Annotated in this window: 32 protein-coding genes; 29 read left to right on the top strand and 3 right to left on the bottom strand. The window is 32.9% G+C overall.

Annotated features, from left to right (window positions below; translation table 11 throughout):
• Entirely contained in the window at positions 1 to 474 is a 474-nt protein-coding gene (locus CAT7_RS04200; protein WP_007722309.1) for a DUF1617 family protein, read from the top strand.
• 83 nt (positions 475 to 557) lie between these two features.
• Here CAT7_RS04200 and CAT7_RS04195 read toward each other — a convergent pair whose 3' ends face one another.
• Positions 558 to 1,154 (bottom strand): hypothetical protein, encoded by a 597-nt coding sequence (locus CAT7_RS04195; RefSeq protein WP_007722308.1) that lies wholly within the window; start codon positions 1,152 to 1,154, stop codon positions 558 to 560.
• A 78-nt stretch (positions 1,155 to 1,232) separates the two neighbouring features.
• On the opposite strand from CAT7_RS04195, the gene CAT7_RS04190 reads away from it, so the two are divergent.
• From CAT7_RS04190 to CAT7_RS04135, 12 genes are all read left to right on the top strand, one after another.
• Positions 1,233 to 1,475 (top strand): hypothetical protein, encoded by a 243-nt coding sequence (locus CAT7_RS04190; protein WP_007722305.1) that lies wholly within the window; start codon positions 1,233 to 1,235, stop codon positions 1,473 to 1,475.
• Positions 1,476 to 1,539: 64 nt separating this feature from the next.
• Positions 1,540 to 2,247: a hypothetical protein gene (locus CAT7_RS04185; protein WP_007722303.1), complete on the top strand. Its 708-nt coding sequence runs from the start codon at positions 1,540 to 1,542 to the stop codon at positions 2,245 to 2,247.
• 178 nt (positions 2,248 to 2,425) lie between these two features.
• Positions 2,426 to 2,785: a hypothetical protein gene (locus CAT7_RS04180; RefSeq protein WP_007722301.1), complete on the top strand. Its 360-nt coding sequence runs from the start codon at positions 2,426 to 2,428 to the stop codon at positions 2,783 to 2,785.
• Positions 2,786 to 2,912: 127 nt separating this feature from the next.
• Entirely contained in the window at positions 2,913 to 3,395 is a 483-nt protein-coding gene (locus CAT7_RS04175) for a hypothetical protein (RefSeq protein WP_007722299.1), read from the top strand.
• A gap of 82 nt (positions 3,396 to 3,477) precedes the next feature.
• A complete protein-coding gene (locus CAT7_RS04170) occupies positions 3,478 to 3,936 on the top strand; it encodes a hypothetical protein (protein ID WP_007722298.1) in 459 nt (152 codons plus the stop codon).
• 158 nt (positions 3,937 to 4,094) lie between these two features.
• On the top strand, positions 4,095 to 4,349 hold the full coding sequence (locus CAT7_RS04165; protein ID WP_007722296.1) for a hypothetical protein: 255 nt from the start codon (positions 4,095 to 4,097) through the stop codon (positions 4,347 to 4,349).
• Between the two features lie 78 nt (positions 4,350 to 4,427).
• Complete coding sequence (locus tag CAT7_RS04160) at positions 4,428 to 4,802, top strand: hypothetical protein (protein ID WP_007722293.1); 375 nt, start codon at positions 4,428 to 4,430, stop codon at positions 4,800 to 4,802.
• 98 nt (positions 4,803 to 4,900) lie between these two features.
• Positions 4,901 to 5,275: a hypothetical protein gene (locus CAT7_RS04155; protein ID WP_007722291.1), complete on the top strand. Its 375-nt coding sequence runs from the start codon at positions 4,901 to 4,903 to the stop codon at positions 5,273 to 5,275.
• Positions 5,268 to 5,570, top strand: coding sequence for a hypothetical protein (locus CAT7_RS04150; protein WP_007722281.1), 303 nt, complete (start codon positions 5,268 to 5,270; stop codon positions 5,568 to 5,570). The genes CAT7_RS04155 and CAT7_RS04150 overlap by 8 nt, the downstream gene beginning before the upstream one ends.
• Positions 5,571 to 5,572: 2 nt before the next feature.
• Positions 5,573 to 5,935, top strand: coding sequence for a phage holin, LLH family (locus CAT7_RS04145; protein ID WP_007722279.1), 363 nt, complete (start codon positions 5,573 to 5,575; stop codon positions 5,933 to 5,935).
• Between the two features lies 1 nt (position 5,936).
• Complete coding sequence (locus CAT7_RS11980) at positions 5,937 to 6,950, top strand: LysM peptidoglycan-binding domain-containing protein (protein WP_007722277.1); 1,014 nt, start codon at positions 5,937 to 5,939, stop codon at positions 6,948 to 6,950.
• Between the two features lie 95 nt (positions 6,951 to 7,045).
• Positions 7,046 to 7,615, top strand: coding sequence for a hypothetical protein (locus CAT7_RS04135; protein ID WP_007722274.1), 570 nt, complete (start codon positions 7,046 to 7,048; stop codon positions 7,613 to 7,615).
• Positions 7,616 to 7,620: 5 nt separating this feature from the next.
• Here the strand turns inward: CAT7_RS04135 and CAT7_RS04130 are convergent, their stop codons facing one another.
• Positions 7,621 to 7,932: a hypothetical protein gene (locus tag CAT7_RS04130; RefSeq protein ID WP_007722273.1), complete on the bottom strand. Its 312-nt coding sequence runs from the start codon at positions 7,930 to 7,932 to the stop codon at positions 7,621 to 7,623.
• A gap of 80 nt (positions 7,933 to 8,012) precedes the next feature.
• A complete protein-coding gene (locus CAT7_RS04125) occupies positions 8,013 to 8,285 on the bottom strand; it encodes a hypothetical protein (RefSeq protein ID WP_007722271.1) in 273 nt (90 codons plus the stop codon).
• Between the two features lie 249 nt (positions 8,286 to 8,534).
• Here CAT7_RS04125 and comGC point away from each other — a divergent pair, with 249 nt between their 5' ends.
• The 16 genes from comGC to recN all read left to right on the top strand — a co-directional run bounded on the left by comGC (position 8,535) and on the right by recN (position 19,959).
• Positions 8,535 to 8,801 (top strand): competence type IV pilus major pilin ComGC, encoded by a 267-nt coding sequence (gene comGC / locus CAT7_RS04120; protein WP_232208108.1) that lies wholly within the window; start codon positions 8,535 to 8,537, stop codon positions 8,799 to 8,801.
• On the top strand, positions 8,801 to 9,238 hold the full coding sequence (gene comGD, locus CAT7_RS04115) for a competence type IV pilus minor pilin ComGD (RefSeq protein WP_007722267.1): 438 nt from the start codon (positions 8,801 to 8,803) through the stop codon (positions 9,236 to 9,238). The genes comGC and comGD overlap by 1 nt, the downstream gene beginning before the upstream one ends.
• Positions 9,216 to 9,566 (top strand): type II secretion system protein, encoded by a 351-nt coding sequence (locus tag CAT7_RS04110; RefSeq protein WP_007722265.1) that lies wholly within the window; start codon positions 9,216 to 9,218, stop codon positions 9,564 to 9,566. Before comGD ends, CAT7_RS04110 begins: the two co-directional genes overlap by 23 nt.
• Positions 9,511 to 10,017, top strand: a complete 507-nt coding sequence (gene comGF / locus CAT7_RS04105) for a competence type IV pilus minor pilin ComGF (RefSeq protein ID WP_007722263.1) — start codon at positions 9,511 to 9,513, stop codon at positions 10,015 to 10,017. Before CAT7_RS04110 ends, comGF begins: the two co-directional genes overlap by 56 nt.
• A gap of 13 nt (positions 10,018 to 10,030) precedes the next feature.
• Complete coding sequence (locus CAT7_RS04100) at positions 10,031 to 10,399, top strand: hypothetical protein (RefSeq protein ID WP_232208107.1); 369 nt, start codon at positions 10,031 to 10,033, stop codon at positions 10,397 to 10,399.
• A gap of 141 nt (positions 10,400 to 10,540) precedes the next feature.
• Positions 10,541 to 11,602 carry a M24 family metallopeptidase gene (locus CAT7_RS04095; protein ID WP_007722259.1) on the top strand — a complete coding sequence of 354 codons (1,062 nt, stop codon included), beginning with the start codon at positions 10,541 to 10,543 and terminating at the stop codon, positions 11,600 to 11,602.
• A 92-nt stretch (positions 11,603 to 11,694) separates the two neighbouring features.
• A complete protein-coding gene (gene efp / locus CAT7_RS04090; protein WP_007722257.1) occupies positions 11,695 to 12,252 on the top strand; it encodes an elongation factor P in 558 nt (185 codons plus the stop codon).
• A gap of 52 nt (positions 12,253 to 12,304) precedes the next feature.
• On the top strand, positions 12,305 to 12,733 hold the full coding sequence (locus CAT7_RS04085) for an Asp23/Gls24 family envelope stress response protein (protein WP_007722255.1): 429 nt from the start codon (positions 12,305 to 12,307) through the stop codon (positions 12,731 to 12,733).
• Positions 12,730 to 13,173: a transcription antitermination factor NusB gene (nusB, locus tag CAT7_RS04080; protein ID WP_007722253.1), complete on the top strand. Its 444-nt coding sequence runs from the start codon at positions 12,730 to 12,732 to the stop codon at positions 13,171 to 13,173. The genes CAT7_RS04085 and nusB overlap by 4 nt, the downstream gene beginning before the upstream one ends.
• Before the next feature lie 150 nt (positions 13,174 to 13,323).
• The gene (locus tag CAT7_RS04075; RefSeq protein ID WP_007722252.1) at positions 13,324 to 14,187 is read left to right on the top strand and encodes a bifunctional methylenetetrahydrofolate dehydrogenase/methenyltetrahydrofolate cyclohydrolase; all 864 of its coding nucleotides are present in this window, start codon (positions 13,324 to 13,326) and stop codon (positions 14,185 to 14,187) included.
• A 75-nt stretch (positions 14,188 to 14,262) separates the two neighbouring features.
• Positions 14,263 to 15,603 carry an exodeoxyribonuclease VII large subunit gene (xseA, locus tag CAT7_RS04070; protein ID WP_007722251.1) on the top strand — a complete coding sequence of 447 codons (1,341 nt, stop codon included), beginning with the start codon at positions 14,263 to 14,265 and terminating at the stop codon, positions 15,601 to 15,603.
• Entirely contained in the window at positions 15,600 to 15,836 is a 237-nt protein-coding gene (locus CAT7_RS04065) for an exodeoxyribonuclease VII small subunit (RefSeq protein WP_007722250.1), read from the top strand. Before xseA ends, CAT7_RS04065 begins: the two co-directional genes overlap by 4 nt.
• Before the next feature lie 15 nt (positions 15,837 to 15,851).
• Positions 15,852 to 16,751, top strand: coding sequence for a polyprenyl synthetase family protein (locus tag CAT7_RS04060; RefSeq protein WP_007722249.1), 900 nt, complete (start codon positions 15,852 to 15,854; stop codon positions 16,749 to 16,751).
• An 18-nt stretch (positions 16,752 to 16,769) separates the two neighbouring features.
• A complete protein-coding gene (locus CAT7_RS04055) occupies positions 16,770 to 17,597 on the top strand; it encodes a TlyA family RNA methyltransferase (protein ID WP_007722248.1) in 828 nt (275 codons plus the stop codon).
• Between the two features lie 160 nt (positions 17,598 to 17,757).
• Entirely contained in the window at positions 17,758 to 18,207 is a 450-nt protein-coding gene (gene argR, locus CAT7_RS04050) for an arginine repressor (protein ID WP_007722247.1), read from the top strand.
• A 33-nt stretch (positions 18,208 to 18,240) separates the two neighbouring features.
• Positions 18,241 to 19,959 carry a DNA repair protein RecN gene (gene recN / locus CAT7_RS04045; RefSeq protein WP_007722246.1) on the top strand — a complete coding sequence of 573 codons (1,719 nt, stop codon included), beginning with the start codon at positions 18,241 to 18,243 and terminating at the stop codon, positions 19,957 to 19,959.
• The last annotated feature ends 3 nt before the right edge of the window (positions 19,960 to 19,962 follow it).

Below are 19,962 nucleotides of genomic sequence, written 5' to 3'. Positions count from 1 at the left end.
ATGAAAACAATCAAATTAAAAAATAGTGAAGTTGTACCCGTTTATCAAGCTTTGGAAAATATTATTGTTCAGGGCAGAAAACCAAGACGTGGAAAAGGTAAGCTACAAAAAGTATTGAAGAAGAAAAATGAAGAATACTCAGAAGATTTAAACGATATTCGTTCTGATTTCTTCAAGAAAAATGAAGATGGGACATTTGCTGAAAACAATGGCAATCTTGTATGGTTAGACAAATATAAAGATGATCAAGAAGCTAAAAAGAAAGCAAATGACCAAACGAAAGAATTGAACGAAGAATTAATAGGAATTGATTTGGTGGAACATGAATCCAAAATCAAGTCCTTTTTTGATGCTCTTGAAAAAGATGAATTTACTGGAAAAGAGAGTTTGCGAGATGAAGATTTTGAAACGCTAATGGAATTGTTAGAAGAATCATTTGAAGCAAATGAAGAAAAAAAAGAGGAGGAAAGATAATACTTACCCTCACAGCTATTGGATTAGTCGTGAAGGTAAGTATCAAGGACTGCAGAAACAGGGTGATAAACATAGCTTTTAAACTATTTATCATTATTGTGATTTTCTTTTTCTTCGATTTGTTCCTCAAAATTCTTTGGGATATATTCAAGAATAGTAGACAAAATATTACCAACAAACTTTTTAGAAAAAAGAAAACTAAATAGAGCAACAAACGAAACAATTGTTGTCGCTATATTAAATTGTTCGTTACTAAAAGTAAAAAGCATAGAAATAATAACACTTAAAACAAAACCAAATATTAAGAACAAAGATCCTGTAGAAACTATTACATGGAATTTAAAACCCAGACGCATCATCGCTAAAGAAACAGCAAACCAAAACATTAAGACAAATGTAGTCAAAGTGTATACACCGCTTAAGAAACCTTTTATATCTAAATTTAAAAATTCATTAATCATAGGATTTTGATTATTAAAAACGTAAAATGGTTGAATTAAATCGTATGTGGGTAAAATCATAAAGATAGAAAATGCTAAAATACTAATAATTCTGTATTTTTTAAGTATTTTTACCAATCCATCTCTTAAATAACGCATTTTTTTAAAACATGTTATAACAAAAAATAAAACTAACAAAATAGAGACAACATAATACAAATAATATATATATGTTAACAAAAAAACACCTCCTCTAAGGAGATTATCTCACTAAAGAATAACTAATGAAATAACAAAATAGAAAGAAGGAAAACTAATATGTTAAAAACAACTAAACAAATCACTTTAAATGGGCAATCAACAATCAATGATCAAGTGGTGGTGACTCTAAATGCGAACATCCCTAGTGAAACAGGAGTGGGTAATATTAATCAATTTACGCAAAATGCAGAGTTATATGATGCAAACAAAGCGCAAGTAAGACGTGACGTTGCTGAATTTACTGCTTTAGTTTATGAAGTTGAAGATGAAATGGGTGCAGAATTAGAAGCTATAGAATAGGAATAACTAAACTTTTTCATAAATCCTCCGATATTAGATAATGTATAATTAGGAGGAACATAGATTGGAAATTTATAAAAATATAAAAATAATTTGCAGGAAGAAGAAAATGAAGAAATGGTTAATAAAAGTTGGAAATGGGTACTTTTTAGAAGAAGACGAATCTAAAATAACTTTTATTTTAGATAATAAGATTGATTCAAAAAGACAAGCTATGAAATATGATAACAAACAGACAGCAAACGTTGTCGCTATAAGAATAGGAGGTAACGTCGAGCTATATGATAAAAAATCAAAATTTAAAAATAAAAATTTTGATAAAAAAACTATTGAATACTTTTTGGTTACTAAAAATAGTGGGTTTGTTTTAAATTATTTTAAAAAACACTTGAAACATCAGAAAATTAATAAAACAGAACAAGTAAAACTAAAATTAAAGATTTTAAGCGGAGTTGATGACGAAATATTAAATTATGGCATCGCGAGAATGAAGTCATTAGAAAAAGTTTATGATGTTACCAGTAATCTAGGTTATTATGTCACTCTACTTTTAGCATTAGTTGCAACTTTCTCAAATAGTATTTATTCTCTTCTCAATGATACTGAAATTAAAGGAGATATGTTACTAGGAATGGCCCTATCACCTTTAATAATGATAGGTATTGTCTCCAGTGTAATTTTAGCCTTTGCAGGTTTTCTAAGAGAGAGAACACAAAAGTGTACATTCGTTAGGAGTATTTTAGAGACTTCACTTAAAAATGACTTAAATTAGATAGACTTTTTATGAAGAGTAATAGTAATAAAAGAATTTAAACGAAAGAGTAGCCAGAAATGGTTGCTCTTTTAATGTACACGAAGGTTGGTTAGGAAGCTGAGGGTACATGAGTAAAGTAATTTATAATTTGTTTTTTAAATAATTATTGGTATATTTATTAAAAAGAGGTGCATTGATGGAAGAATTTATAACACATAAAGAATTCGAAAAAGAAACTTATTCATGTAGAAATTGTAATTGCTCTTTAGATAGAGATGAAATCGAAAATTGGAAATGCCCCCGTTGTGGTAATAGAGTAATAATTAAAATTTCAAACAAACATAATGATAATTATATTTTAGTAAGAGTGTTACCATCTGAATTAAGAAAATCAGATTCTGTTTTTTTAGATGATAGCAATTTTTATACAGTACTTGGTGTAAACGATCAGTTTTCAGGTGAAAGAATTTACGCTAATTTAGAGGAGTATGGGTCGTTTCATTTTAAAGATACTTGGATTAATGTAATGTGGAGAAATAATGAAGGTGTTTATTAAAGTTTATTTGAAGAGAATATACGGAAAAGCTACTCAATTTAATGAGTAGTTTTTTTAGAACCAAACTTTTTGTTAACCGCTAATTTGCTATAATACCTTTAATAATAAAGTTATTAGGGGGAAAATAATGGATTGGATACAATTAGGAACTTTAGGTATCTCGGGAGTTACACTAGGAAAATTGATTTATGATTCTATGAATATGAAAGATCAAATAAAAATTGATAGACGTATATCTGTAACTGTAGAAGAAAAAAGGAAAATGCAACGCGAACTTTTTAATCACGTGAGTTCACTTCTAAATATTGATAGGAAAGCAGTAACAGCAACTTTTACAAGAGAAGAAATGAGAAATGCTATTAGCGATGCCCATAATCACAAAATTAATGTTTGGATAAACTTAAATCGTGATAATAAACACCAAAATAGTTTGAAAGATGAATGCAGTATATTAGCTACATTTCTTTCTAACTTTTTAGAAGATCCAGGAGAAGAACAACTAAAACAATATTTAGATACCACAGAAAAAGCTACATGGGAAATATGGTTATTAATTGATAAATATATTGAAGAAGAGGAAAAATTGATAAAAAATTTATTGGATAAATGAACCAAACTGCGAGTTAAAAGGACGCTGTCTATTTCATCTAAGTATTGATATACTTAGTAAAAAAGTAGGAGTGTTTTTTTAAGTGAATATAATTATAGATTTAGGAAATTTGTGGGAAATGTTGGGTGCATTAGGAACTCTTTTTGCTGTTGTTGTATCTTTATGGCTCGCTCTAAGAGATGAGAAAAAAGAACTGAGACTTCAAGCCAAAGTTATTCCCATTAACCCTAATAACATAGAAACAAATCATTTACATGTAAGTTTACTGAATACCGGAAGTGTGAGGATAAAAATCGTTGAGGTTGGAATTATACAAAAAGGTCAAGAAAAAATTACTCGAGATTTGTTCATTAATAATTTATGTACACCTCCTTTTTTTATAGACGAACACGATGATGCGAATTATAGAAGTCACGTAAACAAGATTAAGCTAGCAATGGATAAAAAAGGCTACTCACCATCTAAACATATACGGGTTTTTGTAAAAGACAACTCTGGGAAAATATACTATTCTAAAAAAATTAAAATTTTTTTAGAATAGTTCTTTCAAAGTTATTTTAAGAAAAATTGAATTGAGTTGAACCAAACTGTGCGGTAACTGAAAATACTAACGAATGATTATCTAATAAGCTGGTATTTATTTTTCTACCTCTTTTATCTAAGTATTGTTATACTGAATAAAAAGAGGAAGTGTATTTTATGGGGAGATATAATTTTGACAAAATGTCACTCGATGACATCTCAAAATTTATTGACGATGCAACACCGAGAGAAGGACAATTACTGACCATTTATGATCACGAACCAGAATTATTTAATGAAAAAGGAGAAAAATTATTGTCTGATATTCCGTGTAAACAATGCGGAGAACGTACTGTTTACGTTGGGCCAAATGTTAGTATATTAGAACAAGGGCGATGTGGAGAATGTGGGACTTTAAATGAAATATCTTAGAACCAAACTGTAATTAAACTGAAAATTATCTAACTTAACAACCTCTGTTTGATATAATAAAAATAAAGGGGTTTTCACATGTCAGTTTACGGTGATGGAAAAGAGATTATAAAGGATGTTATGAAGTTAGCTAATGGTATCAGCGATATGGAATTGAGAGGTAAGATATTAGATCTTCATAATCAGTTTTATGAGCTTATCGATGAGAACAGAGAGTTAAGAGAGGAACTACACAAATACAAAAATATCCAAATATTAGAAAACAATTTAAAATATCGTAACGGAGTTTATACAAAAGATAAAGAAGTTTACTGTGGTGTTTGTTGGGATAGGGATAAAAATTTGTGTAGGGTCAGAAAAGTTGGTGAAAAACCAGAAAATGAAACCACGACTTTTGTATGCGATGTTTGTAACAAATGGAGATTTTCTGATATACCCTTTGTAGAAGATTAATAAATAATAACCAAACTGTCGGTTAACTGAAAATAAATAAAAATGAAGATCTGCTCAATCGAGTAGGTCTTTTTATATTGAGAAAAGGAAGGTGAGAAATGATTGATAAACAAAAAGATAATGATTTTATTGCAAGTGTAGTTTCAATCGTTACTTTGCTATATGGATTGAATGTTATTTTTTCGAATGGTTATTTAATAGAACGTTTTTCATTTTGGATGATGTCATCAAATGTTGAGAATGTGATTGGGTTAATATTTGCCTTAGTAGCTTTAGCCAATTTGATTGGGTTAAAAACAGGTAACAAGCGACTGAAACGTTTAGGCATAGTATTCATGACAATGTTATGGGCGGCTATCTTTAGTTTGTATGTACTTGAAGCGTTCAAACTTAAATTCTTAGGGTTAATTTTTACATTTTTACCGTTAGTGTTATGCCTACGTATAGCACGTAGGGGGGATTTCGTTGAGTGAATACAGAGAACTGTTCGCAATTGTAATAAGTGGCTTCATGGGCTTCTATGCGAACCGATTAACAGGTAAAAAAGATAGTCGTTCCGGTGAACAAGCGTTAATTGACAAACTGTTTGCAGAAATTGCGAGGATTGATAAAGACAACGGAATAGTAAGGACGAGGCTAGATAAATTAGAAACTGAAAACGGCACGTTAAAAGTAGAGAACTACGAATTAAGAAAAGAAAACAGTGTACTAACAATCGAAAACGCAAGTTTAAAAACAGAGATACTCACATATAGAAAGGAAGTATAAAAATGGAACAAATACAAACGGCTCTTTTAGGAGCAACAGTAACAATCATAGTAAGTCTAATCGGAGTCATTACCAAAAAGGTAGTGGCTTTTTTAGATGAAAAAGGAATCAATGAAAAACTTAATCGGAAACAGTATCTAGTGGACATTGCTGTTAATGCTGCTGAACAGATTTGGCAGAATGAAGATGGTGCAATCAAGTTGGCCAATGCTCGAAAAGAGGCAATTAAATTATTGAATGAAAATAAAATTAATATTACTGATGCAGAATTACAGAACTTAATTGAAGCATCAGTAAAATCTATGAATGATGCATTTAACAGCACTAAAGTTGGAGTAATTGAATTGAAAGAGGAGGAAAAATAGTATGGCAAAAGACATCTTAGTAATTACAGGACATGGACAAGGGCCAAACAGTTACGATCCAGGAGCAGTAGGAAATGGAACAACTGAAGCTAAATTTCTGCGAGAAGTATTTGTTCCAGCAATGAAGAAATACGCACCTTCAAATATGAGGTTCCATACAGGGCGTGATGTGTTTGCTTGGCGTGATGCTAAAACAATCAAAGCAGATGAAGTGATTGAGCTACATTTAGATGCTGGAGTTAGTTCAGCAGAAGATGGCCATATTATCATTTACAGTAAATTTAACCCAGATAACATCGATAACCGATCAGTTACAGTGATTAAAAACAATGTGGGTATTCGTTATGGAGGAGTTTCTAAGCGCAATAACCTTTATAACTTAAATAAATTTGCTGAAAGAGGTATCTCTTATCGATTGGCTGAACTAGCTTTCATAACGAATAAAAACGAGATGGACTATATGATCAAAAATATTGATAAATATGCTAAAGAATTAGTTGAAGCAATCATCAATGCTAAAACAGTCGTTAAAGAACCTGTAAAAGTTGAGAACATTTACAAGGTAGTAAAAGGCGATACGCTTTGGTCTATTGGACGTAAGTTTAATGTTACCGTTAAAGACTTGAAAGCATGGAATAACTTAACATCTGATACGATTAGCATTGACCAGAAACTAGTTCTTAAAGGTGCTAAGGATTTAACTCCAGTAACAGAAAAAGAACCTGCTAAAGCACCAGTAGCGTTACCTGCTAAAGTAAAATACTCTTTTGCTAACAAGACTTTGAGATTAACTAGCCCATTAACTCATGGAGCAGATGTACTAGTCATGCAACAAGCAATGGCATCTATTTATTACTATCCTGAAAAGGGTGCTGAAAAAAATGGAGTTGATGGTTGGTATGGTCCGCTAACAGTAGACGCTGTTGAACGATTCCAATCTGTCTATGGATTAACAGTAGATGGAACATTTGGACCAAAAACACGTGCTAAATTGAGTTCACTAGTAAATAAATAGACACAAAAAGACCCTATTCTTAATTGAGTAGGGTCTTCTTTTGTTTTTTAAGGTATTATGATTAATAGACATTAAAGAAGGGATTTGTTTAATTTATGGATACATGGCTAAATATCGCAACTGCTGTAGGAACTATCGGAGCAGTAATAGTGTCTTTAATCTTATCTGGAAAAGAAACAAGAAATAGAGAAAGACAGGAGAAAGAGAAATCCAAGAAAATAGCTAGTATTATCAACTTATCATTAATGAATATATTAAATAGATTGGAAATTTACTCAACATACATAGATAAAAAAATAAACGACTTCCCTTATCCTTATGATGGAGAAGAAGAATACGAGGATTTTAAAATTTCTGGCGACTGGAAAGAAGTGTCTAGGACCGCCTATAGACAAATTGGTGACCTGATTGAAAAGAGAAAAAATATGGATTATGAATATCTTATTGCGCAGCTAGAAGTATTGCGTAAGTTAAATATAAACATACTCCCTACTGATTTGATTGAAATCTATCAAGAGTCTTTTACAGCTACGTTCCTTTTAGAAAAATGGTTTTTAGACATAGTGGAATTACAAGGTCCCAACCCTAAAAAGATGATTGAAACTGTAGAAGACCATATAAAAATCTTAAATAAACTATTAAATGACTTGAACTATCAGCATTAATACCATTAAAACATCGTTTTCTTAAATGGTAGCCGTCTACCTTTGTAATCCCATAACTGGCCCAAAAGAGTAGGTTGACTGGTTATTTTATACTCTTGAATAATCAGTTGCTTACGATCATTAATAATACAATCAACAGTTAAACCAGTACCATTCTCAACCTCGTAAACAAATTTGAAAGCTTTTCGTCCAGCAATCAAACAGTTATGATTTTTACCGTTTACTTCTAAAGCGATGTAGCAAAATGGATAACCTTTTTTAGTATTAATCACTTTTACATCCGAAACTACTTTTCCGGTCATCATAGCAGCGTTCATGATCTTCATCCTCCTCATTTAGTAGTTCATCTAGTTTATCCTCAATAAGTAGCAGTGACGATTCGCCCAAACCCCAAACATCATCCACAATTATCACTCTTTTCTATAGTAATAATAAAAGCATTGAATCCAAAAGGTACGCCATCCAATCTGTACTTTCCGATTTCGCCCATGCGAATTGTCTGTATCATAGCTGAGTACTCGATATTATAATCTTTAACTTCTTGGTGAGAAATCTTATCGAGTATGTAATAGGATTGTTCTCTATCTGGATATTCTTCTTCAAAGATCATTTCCTTTTCATCTATCATCATATAGTTGTGATTAAATTCTTGTATTGTGCATTTCTTCATATCTTTCACCTCGTGTTTATTGTACGAACTAATGTTCGGTTTGTAAAGAATAAAATACCCTCACTGGATGAAGGGTGAGGGTAAGTGAATCAGGGTTACTTATAATATAAGCAAACGATCTCAATTGATTTATTTATGTTAATATTATTTTATAATCCTACTCGCTAAGGTTTAGAACCTACCTATTTTTATAGGTAGCTTCTTTTTTTGTGCAATCAAATATATTAACTATTCTTCATTGAAATGGTGATGGTGTTATTCATTATTTCAATATTGATGTTGCTTATTGTACCAAACGTAGTAAAACAAAAAGATTCTATTGATGAACAAGGAACAGAAGCATTGGTTACGGTTATTCAAACGCAAGTAGAGCTCTATGAACTAGATGGTGCAAAAGGAGCAGCATCCTTAGTATCCTTGCAAGAGCAGGGCTATCTATCGGCCAAACAAGTTAAGCAAGCAAGTGCAAAATCCATTACTATTACGAATGGCGTAGTGAGCTCGAGTCCAAATTAATGAAATCGCTAAATGAAAATGGGCTGCTGCTTTTTGAGTTGCTATTAGTTTTATTAATTGCAGTTGGTTTATTACTTATTCCAACTATCTACACAAAACAAACTAAAATTACTTTAGAAAATCAGCTGTTCACTGAAGACTTACAAAGTCATGTGACAACTATTCAAAATTATGCTATTTTATCAGGCAATGCAACTAGAATGATTGTATCCTCTGAATATAAGACAATTCAATTTCAAGTTATCGGTGACGAATCAAATGAATTGAACCAATTGATTCATTTGCCGGAAACAATCACCACGCCTGAACGTAAAACGTACTATTTTAATGGATATAGTGGGAATTTACGGGAATTTAATACGCTTGTTTTTTTTATCAATAAAGAAAGACATACTATGGCTTTTCAGTTGGGAAGTGGTCGATATAATTGGCAATAAAAAATTAAATCAAAAAGGGTATTTATTAATAGAAAGTCTAGTAGCGTTTTCTATTTTGAGCTTATGTATGGCTTTTTATCTTCCATTTGTCGTAAGCATGTTAAAAAAAGTGGAAGCCGAAAAAACAGCCGTTGAAATGCATCGTATTCAGTATGAACAAGTGCAGAAAATTGAACAGCATCAACCAATTGATCAGACTTGGAAAACTGGTGGGAAAATTTTTACAATCGAACCAATAGCCAATACAATTCAAAAAGGAGTCAGGGTAAAATATGAAAAAGAAGAAATCTCCATTGAAATCCTTTCTTTTCAAACGTCCACTCCTTGACCAAAAAGGGTTTACACTCGTTGAAGCTTTAGCAGCGCTATTTATTTTAGTTTTATGTGTTTCACTTTTAAATTTTGCAACCACGCAATACCGTACGATACGCAAAGAGACTTTTGAAGACCGTCAGCTTGAATGGCATATGTTTTTAAATCAGTTTGAATACACTATAGAAGGACTTGTATTTGTAAATGCTAAACCTAGTGAATTAGAGTTCAAGTTACTTGATGAAAAAGGCAATTTAAAAGAAACCATTTATTATGAAAGACACTTCGAAGTACTGAGACGTCGAACGGGAGCTGGAGGACATCAACCCATGCTGATGAAAGTAAAAAACCTAAATTTTGTTCAAAATAAGTCGTTTTTAGAAATCACAGTAACTTTCTTAAATCAGGAAACTTATCATGCGCAACTATCTATTGAGAAAAACTTAGCCGGTATTCAGAATGAATGAAAGAGGAGCTATTTTGCCTTCAGTACTAGTATTTGTTTTATTATTGTTGATGATGCTTTTAGGAACGAATCGAATTTTTGAAAACCAAATGCACCAATTAAGAATGACAAAACATTATTATGAAGTTGAAAGCATGCTAATACTATCTGAAATGGAACTTAAGGATCATTATGAATTAAATAAAGAGTTCAAAAATGGACGAGTTGTTTTTTCTGATGGAACAGTAGCTATTCACAAAAAAGACGAGAGACTATTTAGTTTAAATGGAACACTGAAAACTATCTTTTCAAAACAACTAGAAGTTCAACTGAAACAACAGTCGATTGAAAATTCCAAAAATCAGGAACCTGTTGAAGAAATAACCACTTTTAAAGCAAAGTAACCTCGAATAAATGAGAAGTAACTTCATTGCAAGCTTATGTGAAGTTATTTCTTTTTGTTGTTCTATTTGATATAATATTTGAATAGAAGCAGCAAATTCAAAAAAGTAGTTAGATACATATATGGATAGGAGTGAGGAATAGTGACTAAACTAGCTAAATTACGTGAAAGTATGAAAGAAAGAAAGATTGATGCATTATTGGTAACTAGTCCTTATAATTTACGGTATATTTCAAACTTTACAGGTACAACTGGATTAAGTGTTATTACGTTAGATAAAGCTTATTTTGTGACTGATTTTAGATACACTGAACAAGTAGCTATTCAAGCTGTAGGGTTTGAAATCGTTACAAATAGTGGTCCTATATTTGATGAAGTGGCAAGATTAGTAGCTGAAGATAAGATTGAAAATTTAGGCTTTGAACAGGATTTTGTCACTTTTAGTACATTTGAATTATTAGAAGAAATTATTTCAAGTGAATTGATTCCAGTAAAAGGCTTAATGGAAGAATTAAGAGAAGTTAAAGATGAAACGGAAATTGAAACCATCAAAAAAGCTTGTTCTATTTCGGATTCAGCATTTAAGTTTATCTTGGGAGAAATAAAACCAGGCATGTCAGAAATTGAAGTAGCCAATTTGCTCGATTTTCATATGCGTGGCCTAGGAGCAACAGGTGTATCATTTGAAACGATTGTAGCTAGTGGCGTTCGTTCAGCAATGCCTCACGGAGTAGCTAGTCATAAGAAAATTGAGACAGGTGACTTTGTAACGATTGATTTTGGTTGTTATTATGAAGGGTATGTTTCGGATATGACTAGAACAATTGCAGTAGGCGAACCTAGTGAAAAGTTGAAAGAAATCTATGCTATTACGCTTGAAGCACAATTAAAAGTGATTGATGCAGCTAAACCGGGTATGTCAGGTGTCCAATTAGACGCTGTTGCACGTGATCATATTGCAAGTTATGGTTATGGAGCAGCTTTTGGTCATTCAACGGGTCATGGAATAGGATTAGAGATTCATGAAGGCCCTAATGTTTCTAAGTTGGCAGAAAAACGATTTATTCCTGGGAATGTCATTACTAATGAGCCTGGGATTTATCTTCCAGGTTTGGGCGGAGTGAGAATTGAAGACGATTTGGTGATTACTGAAAATGGAAATGAAGTCATTACTCATTCGCCAAAAGAACTTATCATTTTATAAGAGGATTTAAATCAACAATTTATTAGGCAGAACAGTGAAAAAATGATACACTTATACAGAAAAATAGGAACGGACTCATAGGAGGAAATTAAATGATTTCAGTAAATGAATTTAAAACAGGTTTAACCATTGAAGTAGAAGGTGCGATTTGGCGTGTTGTCGAGTTTCAACATGTAAAACCAGGTAAAGGTGCAGCTTTTGTACGTTCAAAATTAAAAAATCTACGCTCTGGTGCAGTACAAGAAAAAACTTTCCGTGCAGGCGAAAAAGTAGCAAAAGCTCAAATCAATAATAATAAAATGCAATATTTATATGAAAGTGCTGGTTCATATGTATTTATGGATAGCGAAACATATGAACAAATTGAAATACCAGGCGATTCTATTGTTGAAGAATTGAAATATTTGAAAGAAAATATGGAAGTTCATGTATTAATGTATGATACAGAAGTATTAGGTGTTGAATTACCAAATACAGTACAATTGCGTGTTGCTGAAACAGAACCTGGTATTCGTGGAGACACTTCTTCAGGTGGAACAAAACCAGCAATTTTAGAAACTGGAACATCCGTTAACGTTCCTTTCTTTATAAATGTAGATGATGTATTAATTGTTAATACTCAAGACGGTTCGTACGTATCACGTGCATAATCAATTAATCTCGATTTAAAAAAGAAATTAGTGAATAAAGGAGGTTTACCTAATGACTGAAGAATCAACAGTTGCAATCAATGATACTAAAGGTACTCTTGGAGAAATAGAAGTAGCTCCTCAGGTAATTGAAGTAATCTCTGGTATTGCTGCAAATAAAGTAGACGGAGTCTATTCAATGCAAGGGAAAATGACTTCTGGTGTTTCGGAATTATTTGGACGAGTTGACCATAAAAAAGGTGTTCATTTAACATCTGACGAAGAAGGCTTAAAAGTAGATATTTACTGTTACCTTGTTTATGGTGTTTCGGTTCCCAAAGTTGCTTTAGAAATTCAAGAAAAAGTAAGAGAACAATTGCTTCAAATGACAGATATCACACTTGCTGAAGTAAATGTCCACATTGTTGGAATTGTACCAGAAAAAACAGAATTACAAGAATTGTTAGATTTGAATGAAGAAGAAGATGGTGACGAAGAGTGAGTTTAACAAGACGTGATATTAGAGAAAAAGCGTTACAATCGCTTTTTCAGCTTTCCGTTAATGAGGATTTATCAAAAGAAGAAGCGATGCAACACGCTTTAATAAGTGAAAATGACTTAATTGATGAAGTTGAAACAGTTTTGGTACCAAGTTATTTAGATATGCTTGTATCAGGTGTAATGGAAAAACAAGACGAAATAGATGAGAAAATCAAAACGCACTTAGAAAATTGGTCATTAAATAGACTTGCTAAAACGGATTTAATTATTATTCGAGTGGCAATTTTTGAAATGATGTATGTTTCAGATGTACCGGACAGAGTTGCACTAAATGAAGCTCTCGAAATTACTAAAAAGTATAGTGATGAAAAATCCAGAAAATTTGTTAACGGTGTTTTAGCAAATATAGTAAATGAAAACAGTGAAAATGAAGCTGAATAAGCTTTGTTTTCACTGTTTTTTTATGGATAGGCTATCTTTTTAGAAACTCTTATAATGCAGATTTGAGGGTATATCTGATCTAATTCTTATGATAAGATAGATATGATAAAAACAAGTCACTTCAGTTCGGATGAAAAGGATGGGATTTTTATGAGTGCAACAATTATGAGCGGCAAGCTTTTAGCCGATGAAATGACAGTCGAGATGCAGAATAACGTCAATAAACTTAAAGAAAAAGGGATTACTCCTGGTTTAGTTGTATTATTAGTTGGCGAAGATCCTGCAAGTCAAACGTATGTTAAAAATAAAGAAAAACGTGCACTAGCTTTAGGCTTTCACTCGCTTATAAAACGCTATCCCGCAGATATAACAGAAAAACAATTACTGAATGAGGTCAAACAGTATAATGAAGATCCATTGTTTCATGGGATATTGGTTCAATTGCCTTTACCAAAGCACATCGATTCAGATAAAATAGTAAATGCGATTGATTCTGAAAAAGATGTGGATGGTTTTCATCCTGTAAATATGGGGAAATTGTTTATAGGTAAACCGGATAAAATACCATGCACGCCTTATGGTATTATGAAAATGCTTGAACGTTACGAAGTAGAAATTGAAGGGAAAACAGCAGTAGTTATAGGGCGTAGCAATATTGTTGGAAAACCGATAGCTCAGCTGTTAATGATGAAAAATGCAACTGTTACCATGGCACATTCTAGAACAAAAGATTTGGCGGCGGTAGCTCGTACGGCTGATATTTTAGTTGTAGCAATTGGCAAAGGACACTTTGTTACTAAAGAATTTATTAAACCAGGAGCTGCAGTCATTGATGTAGGAATGAATCGTGATGAAAATGGCAAATTGATTGGCGATGTAAAAAGTGATGAGGTAGCTGAAGTAGCGGGTTATTTAACCCCCGTTCCTAAAGGTGTCGGTCCAATGACGATTACAATGTTGCTTTATCAAACGATTGAAAGTGCGAATAAACTAGCCGCATTATCAGAAGACTAATTATAAAGTAGTGTCATCTTTACCTAAAAAGGATAACGCTTTTTAATAGGCAATGCTGCTAAGGGAGTGAATAAATTGTCAAATGATTACTTAACGGTTACCGCATTGACTAGATATATTAAACGGAAATTTGAACGGGATCCTTATTTAGATAGAATCTATTTGACAGGAGAAATTTCGAATTTTAGAAATAGACCAAATGCACATCAGTACTTTAGTTTAAAAGATGATCATGCGAAAATTTCTGCTATTATGTTTAAGCCCGCTTTTCAAAAATTAAAGTTCACTCCCGAAGAGGGAATGAAAGTATTGGTTATTGGGCGAATAACGTTATATGAAGCAAGCGGAAATTATCAAATAACGATTGAACATATGGAGCCCGATGGTGTTGGAGCACTCTACCAAGCTTTAGAAGAGATGAAGAAAAAATTAAGGCATGAAGGACTTTTTGATGCTCCAAAACAATTAATTCCTACTTTTCCTAAAAGAATCGCAGTTATAACGAGTCCAAGCGGCGCTGTTGTTAGAGATATTATGACTACGATAAAAAGACGTTTTCCAATTGTGCAACTGGTGATCTATCCGACCCTTGTCCAAGGAACTAAAGCAGCGGAGGCAATTGTATCAAGTATTCGTATGGTAGAAGAAAAAGGTGATTTTGATACCATGATCATTGCGCGTGGTGGAGGTTCGATTGAAGATCTATGGCCTTTTAATGAAGAAATAGTTGCACGTGCAATCTTTGAAGCTCAAACACCAATCATTTCTTCTGTAGGGCATGAAACCGATACGACTATTGCCGATTTAGTGGCAGACGTACGAGCAGCAACTCCAACAGCAGCGGCAGAACTTTCTGTTCCATTATTGTCTGATGAATTGATTAAAATTGATCAATTGAAATTGAGACTAGTTCAAAGTTATGCGCGAAAAGTAGAAAACCTAAATCAACGTTTGGCTGGTCATTTGAGTTCTTATATATTCAATCAGCCGCAACGATTGTATGAAGGATATGCTCAAAAATTAGATTTATTAACTGAACGATTGATTCGATCTATGGAAGAAAAAAATCAGCAATTAAAAAACGAACTTAACGTACACACGCTACAGTTAAATGCACAAAATCCAGCGCAATTGGTGAAACAAAAGTATAGTGATTTAACTGTAATGGACCGACAGTTGACTACCCAAATGGAATGGTACATGGAGAATCAAACTAAGCGATTCCATTATGCTGTTCAATCACTGGATTATTTAAGCCCGTTAAAAATCCTAAATCGAGGATATAGTTACGCAACGAAAGATGGGAAAGTTATCAAAGACAGTAAGCAAGTTGACGTAGATGATAAGATACACATTCATTTGCACAAAGGAAACTTTGAAGCAAAAGTGATAAAGAAAGAAGAGGAATCGAAATGAGTACAGCTAAAAAAATGAAGTTTGAAGAAGCTATGCAACAGTTAGAAGAAATTGTGACAAATTTAGAACGTGGTGATGTTCCCTTGGAAGAAGCATTAGATCAATTTCAAAAAGGAGTAAGTCTAAGCAAGTTTTGTAAAGAAACCTTACAAAATGCAGAACAAACCTTAACTAAAATTGTAGATGAAAATGGGAAAGAAAAATTATTTGAAGAAACTAGTGAGAATGAATAAGAAAGAAGGGCAATAATGAATCTAAAATCATTCAAAGAAAATGTAATTCCATCTTTTGAAAAAGAGATGTTGGACTATATAGGGAAAGAGTTAACAAAAAAAGAAAAATTGCATGAAGCGATGTCTTATTCTATAGCGGCTGGCGGAAAAAGAATCAGACCTTTACTTCTTTTAGCAACGATTCAATCATTGGGTGGCGATATAAAAAAAGGCTATGCTGCTAGTGCTGCGTTAGAATTTATTCATACGTATTCTTTGATCCATGATGATTTGCCGGCTATGGATGATGATGATTTACGCAGAGGAAAACCAACAAGTCATATAGTATATGGTGAAGATATCGCGATTTTAGCAGGAGATGCGCTACTGACACAGGCGTTTGAAATAATTGCGGATTCAGATGAGTCATCAGAAAAAAAGGTTAAATTAATAAGTGCATTGGCGAAATCAGCGGGTCCAAAAGGGATGATTTTAGGCCAGATGGCTGATATTCAAGGTGAGAAAAAAAGTTTGAATTTGGAAGAACTGCAATTTATCCATCGAAATAAAACGGGCGAATTATTAAAGTTCCCCATTTACGCAGCTTGTGTAATTGCTGATACGACGACAGAAATAGAAGAGCAATTGATGGGATATGCTGAACATATCGGATTAGCTTACCAAATCCGCGATGATATTTTAGATGTCATTGGTGATGTAGCAGAAATAGGCAAAAACACTGGAATGGATGAAGCTCATAATAAAAGCACGTATCCTGGTTTGTTGACACTTGAAGGGGCTAAAAAAGCTTTGGCTAAAGAGCTAACAGCAGCAAAAACAAATTTAAATACGGTTGAAAAAATCAGTCAGAATTCAGTTAATCCAATTCAAATTAATTTATTAACAGAAATGATTGATTTGTTGGTGATTGGTTAAAAAGATAGGAGCCCTTACATGAAAAAAGAACGAGTAGATATTCTCTTAGTCGAACAAGGCTTGGTAGAGTCTATCGAAAAAGCAAAAAGTGCAGTTATGGCTGGTCAAGTATACACATCAAAAGAAGAACGAATCGATACTGTTGGGGAAAAATTATCTAGTGATACTCAGCTTCACTTAAAAGGGAAACATTCACGGTACGTGAGTCGTGGTGGTTTTAAATTAGAAAAAGCCATGAAAGTGTTCAATGTTTCTATCACAGACAAAGTCATGCTAGATATCGGCTCTTCTACTGGAGGATTTACAGATGCAGCTTTGCAACATGGGGCTAAATTGAGTTATGCTTTAGATGTAGGGACGAACCAATTAGCATGGAAACTTCGTCAAGATTCGCGGGTAGTTGTCATGGAACAAACCAATTTTAGGTATTGTAAACCAGAAGATTTTTCAAAAGGCAGACCGAATTTATCTTCAATTGATGTTTCGTTTATCTCTTTACGCCTGATTTTACCAGTTTTAAAAAACATTATTGCTTCTGGTGGAGACGTATTGGCTTTAATAAAACCTCAATTTGAAGCTCACCGTGAAGATGTAGGTGAAAAAGGGATCGTAAGTGACCAGCGAGTTCATGAACAAGTTTTGACAGACATGCTTTCATTTGCAATAAGTATTGGGTATGATGTATTGAATTTGACGTTCTCACCGATTACTGGTGGAGAAGGAAATATTGAATTTTTAGCTCATTTAAAATGGAATGATAAAATACAAGGTGAAGTAGCAGAGACTGTGGATATTGAATCAGTTTTAACAGAAGCTTATACCACATTAAAAAAAGAAAAGAAATAAAATAACGAATGTGCTGATTTAACTTAGCACATTCGTATTTTATTTCAACTATTTAAAGCATTCAGTCTAATTTATTTTGTTTTTTCTTTTCTAACTGAAATAAATACGCTATGATAAGAGTATTAAAGGATAATAGTGGTTATGAAAATGAGGTGGAAACATGAAAAAAAGAGAACGTCACCATTTGTTACAAGAGTTGATTAAAGAAAATGTTATTGAAAAACAAGAAGAATTTGTGCGTATATTAGAAGAACGAGGTATAGAAGTCACACAAGCAACTATTTCGCGTGATATTAAAGAATTGCAATTAGTAAAAGTTCCTTCACAAACAGGAGGATACCAATATAGTTTGCCGCCGGACATTCAATACGATACATCAAAAAAATTGGAGCGTTTATTTAAAGATGCTTTTGTTTCAATGGATACGCAAGACTGTTTTCTACTCATTCGAACTATCCCTGGGAATGCATTTGCTCTAGGCAGTTTAATTGACTCTTCAAATTTTGAGAGTGTCTTTGGAGCTATTTCAGGAGATGATACAGTACTAATTATTTGTCGATCACACGAAGAAACATTACAGTTGAAGAATCATTTTATACAATTAATCTAACTTTTAAGAAAGAAGTATTGGAGGCGGAAAACAGTGCTTCAGGAATTAACGATCAAAGATTTTGCAATCATACAAAATTTAAATCTTAGTTTTAATCAAGGTATGACTGTTTTAACCGGAGAAACAGGAGCAGGAAAATCAATCATTATTGATGCTGTTGGATTACTTGCGGGTGGAAGAGGATCTAGCGAATTTATTCGTCATGGTGCGACTAAATGTGTATTAGAAGCTTTGTTTTCATTGGAAGGAAATACGCTTACTTATGAATTATTAAAAGCTTATGATATTGACAGTGATGAAGAGACTGTTATTATTCAACGAGATATTCATCGCAGTGGAAAAAATGTTTGCCGCATCAATGGTCGCTTAGTAACGATAGCAACATTGCGTTTAATAGGTGAATCTATCATCGATATTCATGGACAAAATGAGCACCAAGAATTGATGAATCCTGATCGCCATTTAAATATGTTAGATCATTTTGGTGATAAAGAATTGATCGTATTAAAAAATGATTTTAAAGAAACCTATACTCAGTATAAAAAAGTGGAAAAAGCCTTTCATAAATGGCAAAATGGTGAGCAACAATTAGCACAACGTTTGGATATGTTACAGTACCAAACAAATGAAATCGAAATGGCAGAACTTCTTGATGGAGAAGAAGAAGAATTACTAGAAGAAAAAAATCTTTTAGCCAATTACCAAAAAATCATGTCTGCTTTATCTTTGAGCTATGATGCGCTACAAGGAGATGAGGTCAATGGTATCGATTTAGTTGGAAATGCCATGACGGATATGAGCTCTCTAGAAGAGATAGATGAAAAATACAAAACGTTGTCAGAGGCCATTTCAAGTAGTTATTTTCAGCTCCAAGAAGCAGCTAGTGATATTTTAAGAGAAATAGATCAAATGGCATATGATGAGGACCGACTAAATGAAATTGAAAAAAGGTTGGAGATTATTAAACAATTAAAACGTAAATATGGTGATTCTATTGTGGACATCAAGGCTTATTATGAAAAAATTACAGCTGAACTAGATCAAATAATGAATCGAGAAAATCATTTAACGAATATGACTAAAGAATTAGCTGTTTTATCCAAAGAATTGGTAAAACAAGGCAAACGACTTTCTGAAAAACGTAGAGAAGTAGCCAAGGATATTGAACGGTCTATTCATGAGCAATTACAAGAACTTTATATGGAAAAAGTAGTCTTTGAAGTTCAATTCTTTAAACCTGTTAATGAATTTTTAAGTGAAGAAGCACACGAATCAGGTTTTGATATCGTGGAGTTTTATATTGCCACCAATATGGGGGAGCCGTTAAAGCCGTTAGCTAAAGTAGCTTCGGGTGGAGAATTGTCTCGTATGATGTTAGCTATGAAGACTATCTTCTCTAAATCTCAGGGAATCACGAGCATAATATTTGATGAGGTAGATACAGGTGTCAGTGGGCGAGTTGCACAAGCTATTGCAAATAAAATTTATCTAGTAGCTGTTCACTCGCAGGTTTTATGTATCACTCATTTGCCTCAAGTCGCAGCGATGGCAGATAATCATTTGTATATTTCTAAAAGTGTTGAAAACGATCGAACAAAAACGCATGTAAATGCTTTGGAATCTGCAGAAAAGATAGATGAAATTGCACGTATGCTAGCTGGAACTGAAATCACAAAATTAACTTTAGAGCATGCAAAAGAATTAACAGTGTTAGCTAAAACAGAAAGACAAAAGCAGAAACAAATGAGTTGAAAA

Origin of the sequence: Carnobacterium sp. AT7, from assembly GCF_000171855.1 — a bacterium.
Taxonomy (GTDB): domain Bacteria; phylum Bacillota; class Bacilli; order Lactobacillales; family Carnobacteriaceae; genus Carnobacterium_B; species Carnobacterium_B jeotgali.
Note: the sequence above shows the minus strand (reverse complement) of the source record. Positions and strands in the feature narration are given on the sequence as shown.

Coding starts and splice junctions, on each gene's coding strand:
- CAT7_RS04200 (WP_007722309.1), top strand. CDS start 1: ATGAAAACAATCAAATTAAAAAATAGTGAAGTTGTACCCGTTTATCAA.
- CAT7_RS04190 (WP_007722305.1), top strand. CDS start 1,233: ATGTTAAAAACAACTAAACAAATCACTTTAAATGGGCAATCAACAATC.
- CAT7_RS04180 (WP_007722301.1), top strand. CDS start 2,426: ATGGAAGAATTTATAACACATAAAGAATTCGAAAAAGAAACTTATTCA.
- CAT7_RS04175 (WP_007722299.1), top strand. CDS start 2,913: ATGGATTGGATACAATTAGGAACTTTAGGTATCTCGGGAGTTACACTA.
- CAT7_RS04165 (WP_007722296.1), top strand. CDS start 4,095: ATGGGGAGATATAATTTTGACAAAATGTCACTCGATGACATCTCAAAA.
- CAT7_RS04160 (WP_007722293.1), top strand. CDS start 4,428: ATGTCAGTTTACGGTGATGGAAAAGAGATTATAAAGGATGTTATGAAG.
- CAT7_RS04155 (WP_007722291.1), top strand. CDS start 4,901: ATGATTGATAAACAAAAAGATAATGATTTTATTGCAAGTGTAGTTTCA.
- CAT7_RS04145 (WP_007722279.1), top strand. CDS start 5,573: ATGGAACAAATACAAACGGCTCTTTTAGGAGCAACAGTAACAATCATA.
- CAT7_RS11980 (WP_007722277.1), top strand. CDS start 5,937: ATGGCAAAAGACATCTTAGTAATTACAGGACATGGACAAGGGCCAAAC.
- CAT7_RS04135 (WP_007722274.1), top strand. CDS start 7,046: ATGGATACATGGCTAAATATCGCAACTGCTGTAGGAACTATCGGAGCA.
- CAT7_RS04130 (WP_007722273.1), bottom strand. CDS start 7,932: ATGAACGCTGCTATGATGACCGGAAAAGTAGTTTCGGATGTAAAAGTG.
- CAT7_RS04125 (WP_007722271.1), bottom strand. CDS start 8,285: ATGAAGAAATGCACAATACAAGAATTTAATCACAACTATATGATGATA.
- comGC (WP_232208108.1), top strand. CDS start 8,535: ATGGTGTTATTCATTATTTCAATATTGATGTTGCTTATTGTACCAAAC.
- comGD (WP_007722267.1), top strand. CDS start 8,801: ATGAAATCGCTAAATGAAAATGGGCTGCTGCTTTTTGAGTTGCTATTA.
- comGF (WP_007722263.1), top strand. CDS start 9,511: ATGAAAAAGAAGAAATCTCCATTGAAATCCTTTCTTTTCAAACGTCCA.
- efp (WP_007722257.1), top strand. CDS start 11,695: ATGATTTCAGTAAATGAATTTAAAACAGGTTTAACCATTGAAGTAGAA.
- CAT7_RS04085 (WP_007722255.1), top strand. CDS start 12,305: ATGACTGAAGAATCAACAGTTGCAATCAATGATACTAAAGGTACTCTT.
- CAT7_RS04075 (WP_007722252.1), top strand. CDS start 13,324: ATGAGTGCAACAATTATGAGCGGCAAGCTTTTAGCCGATGAAATGACA.
- CAT7_RS04065 (WP_007722250.1), top strand. CDS start 15,600: ATGAGTACAGCTAAAAAAATGAAGTTTGAAGAAGCTATGCAACAGTTA.
- CAT7_RS04060 (WP_007722249.1), top strand. CDS start 15,852: ATGAATCTAAAATCATTCAAAGAAAATGTAATTCCATCTTTTGAAAAA.
- CAT7_RS04055 (WP_007722248.1), top strand. CDS start 16,770: ATGAAAAAAGAACGAGTAGATATTCTCTTAGTCGAACAAGGCTTGGTA.
- argR (WP_007722247.1), top strand. CDS start 17,758: ATGAAAAAAAGAGAACGTCACCATTTGTTACAAGAGTTGATTAAAGAA.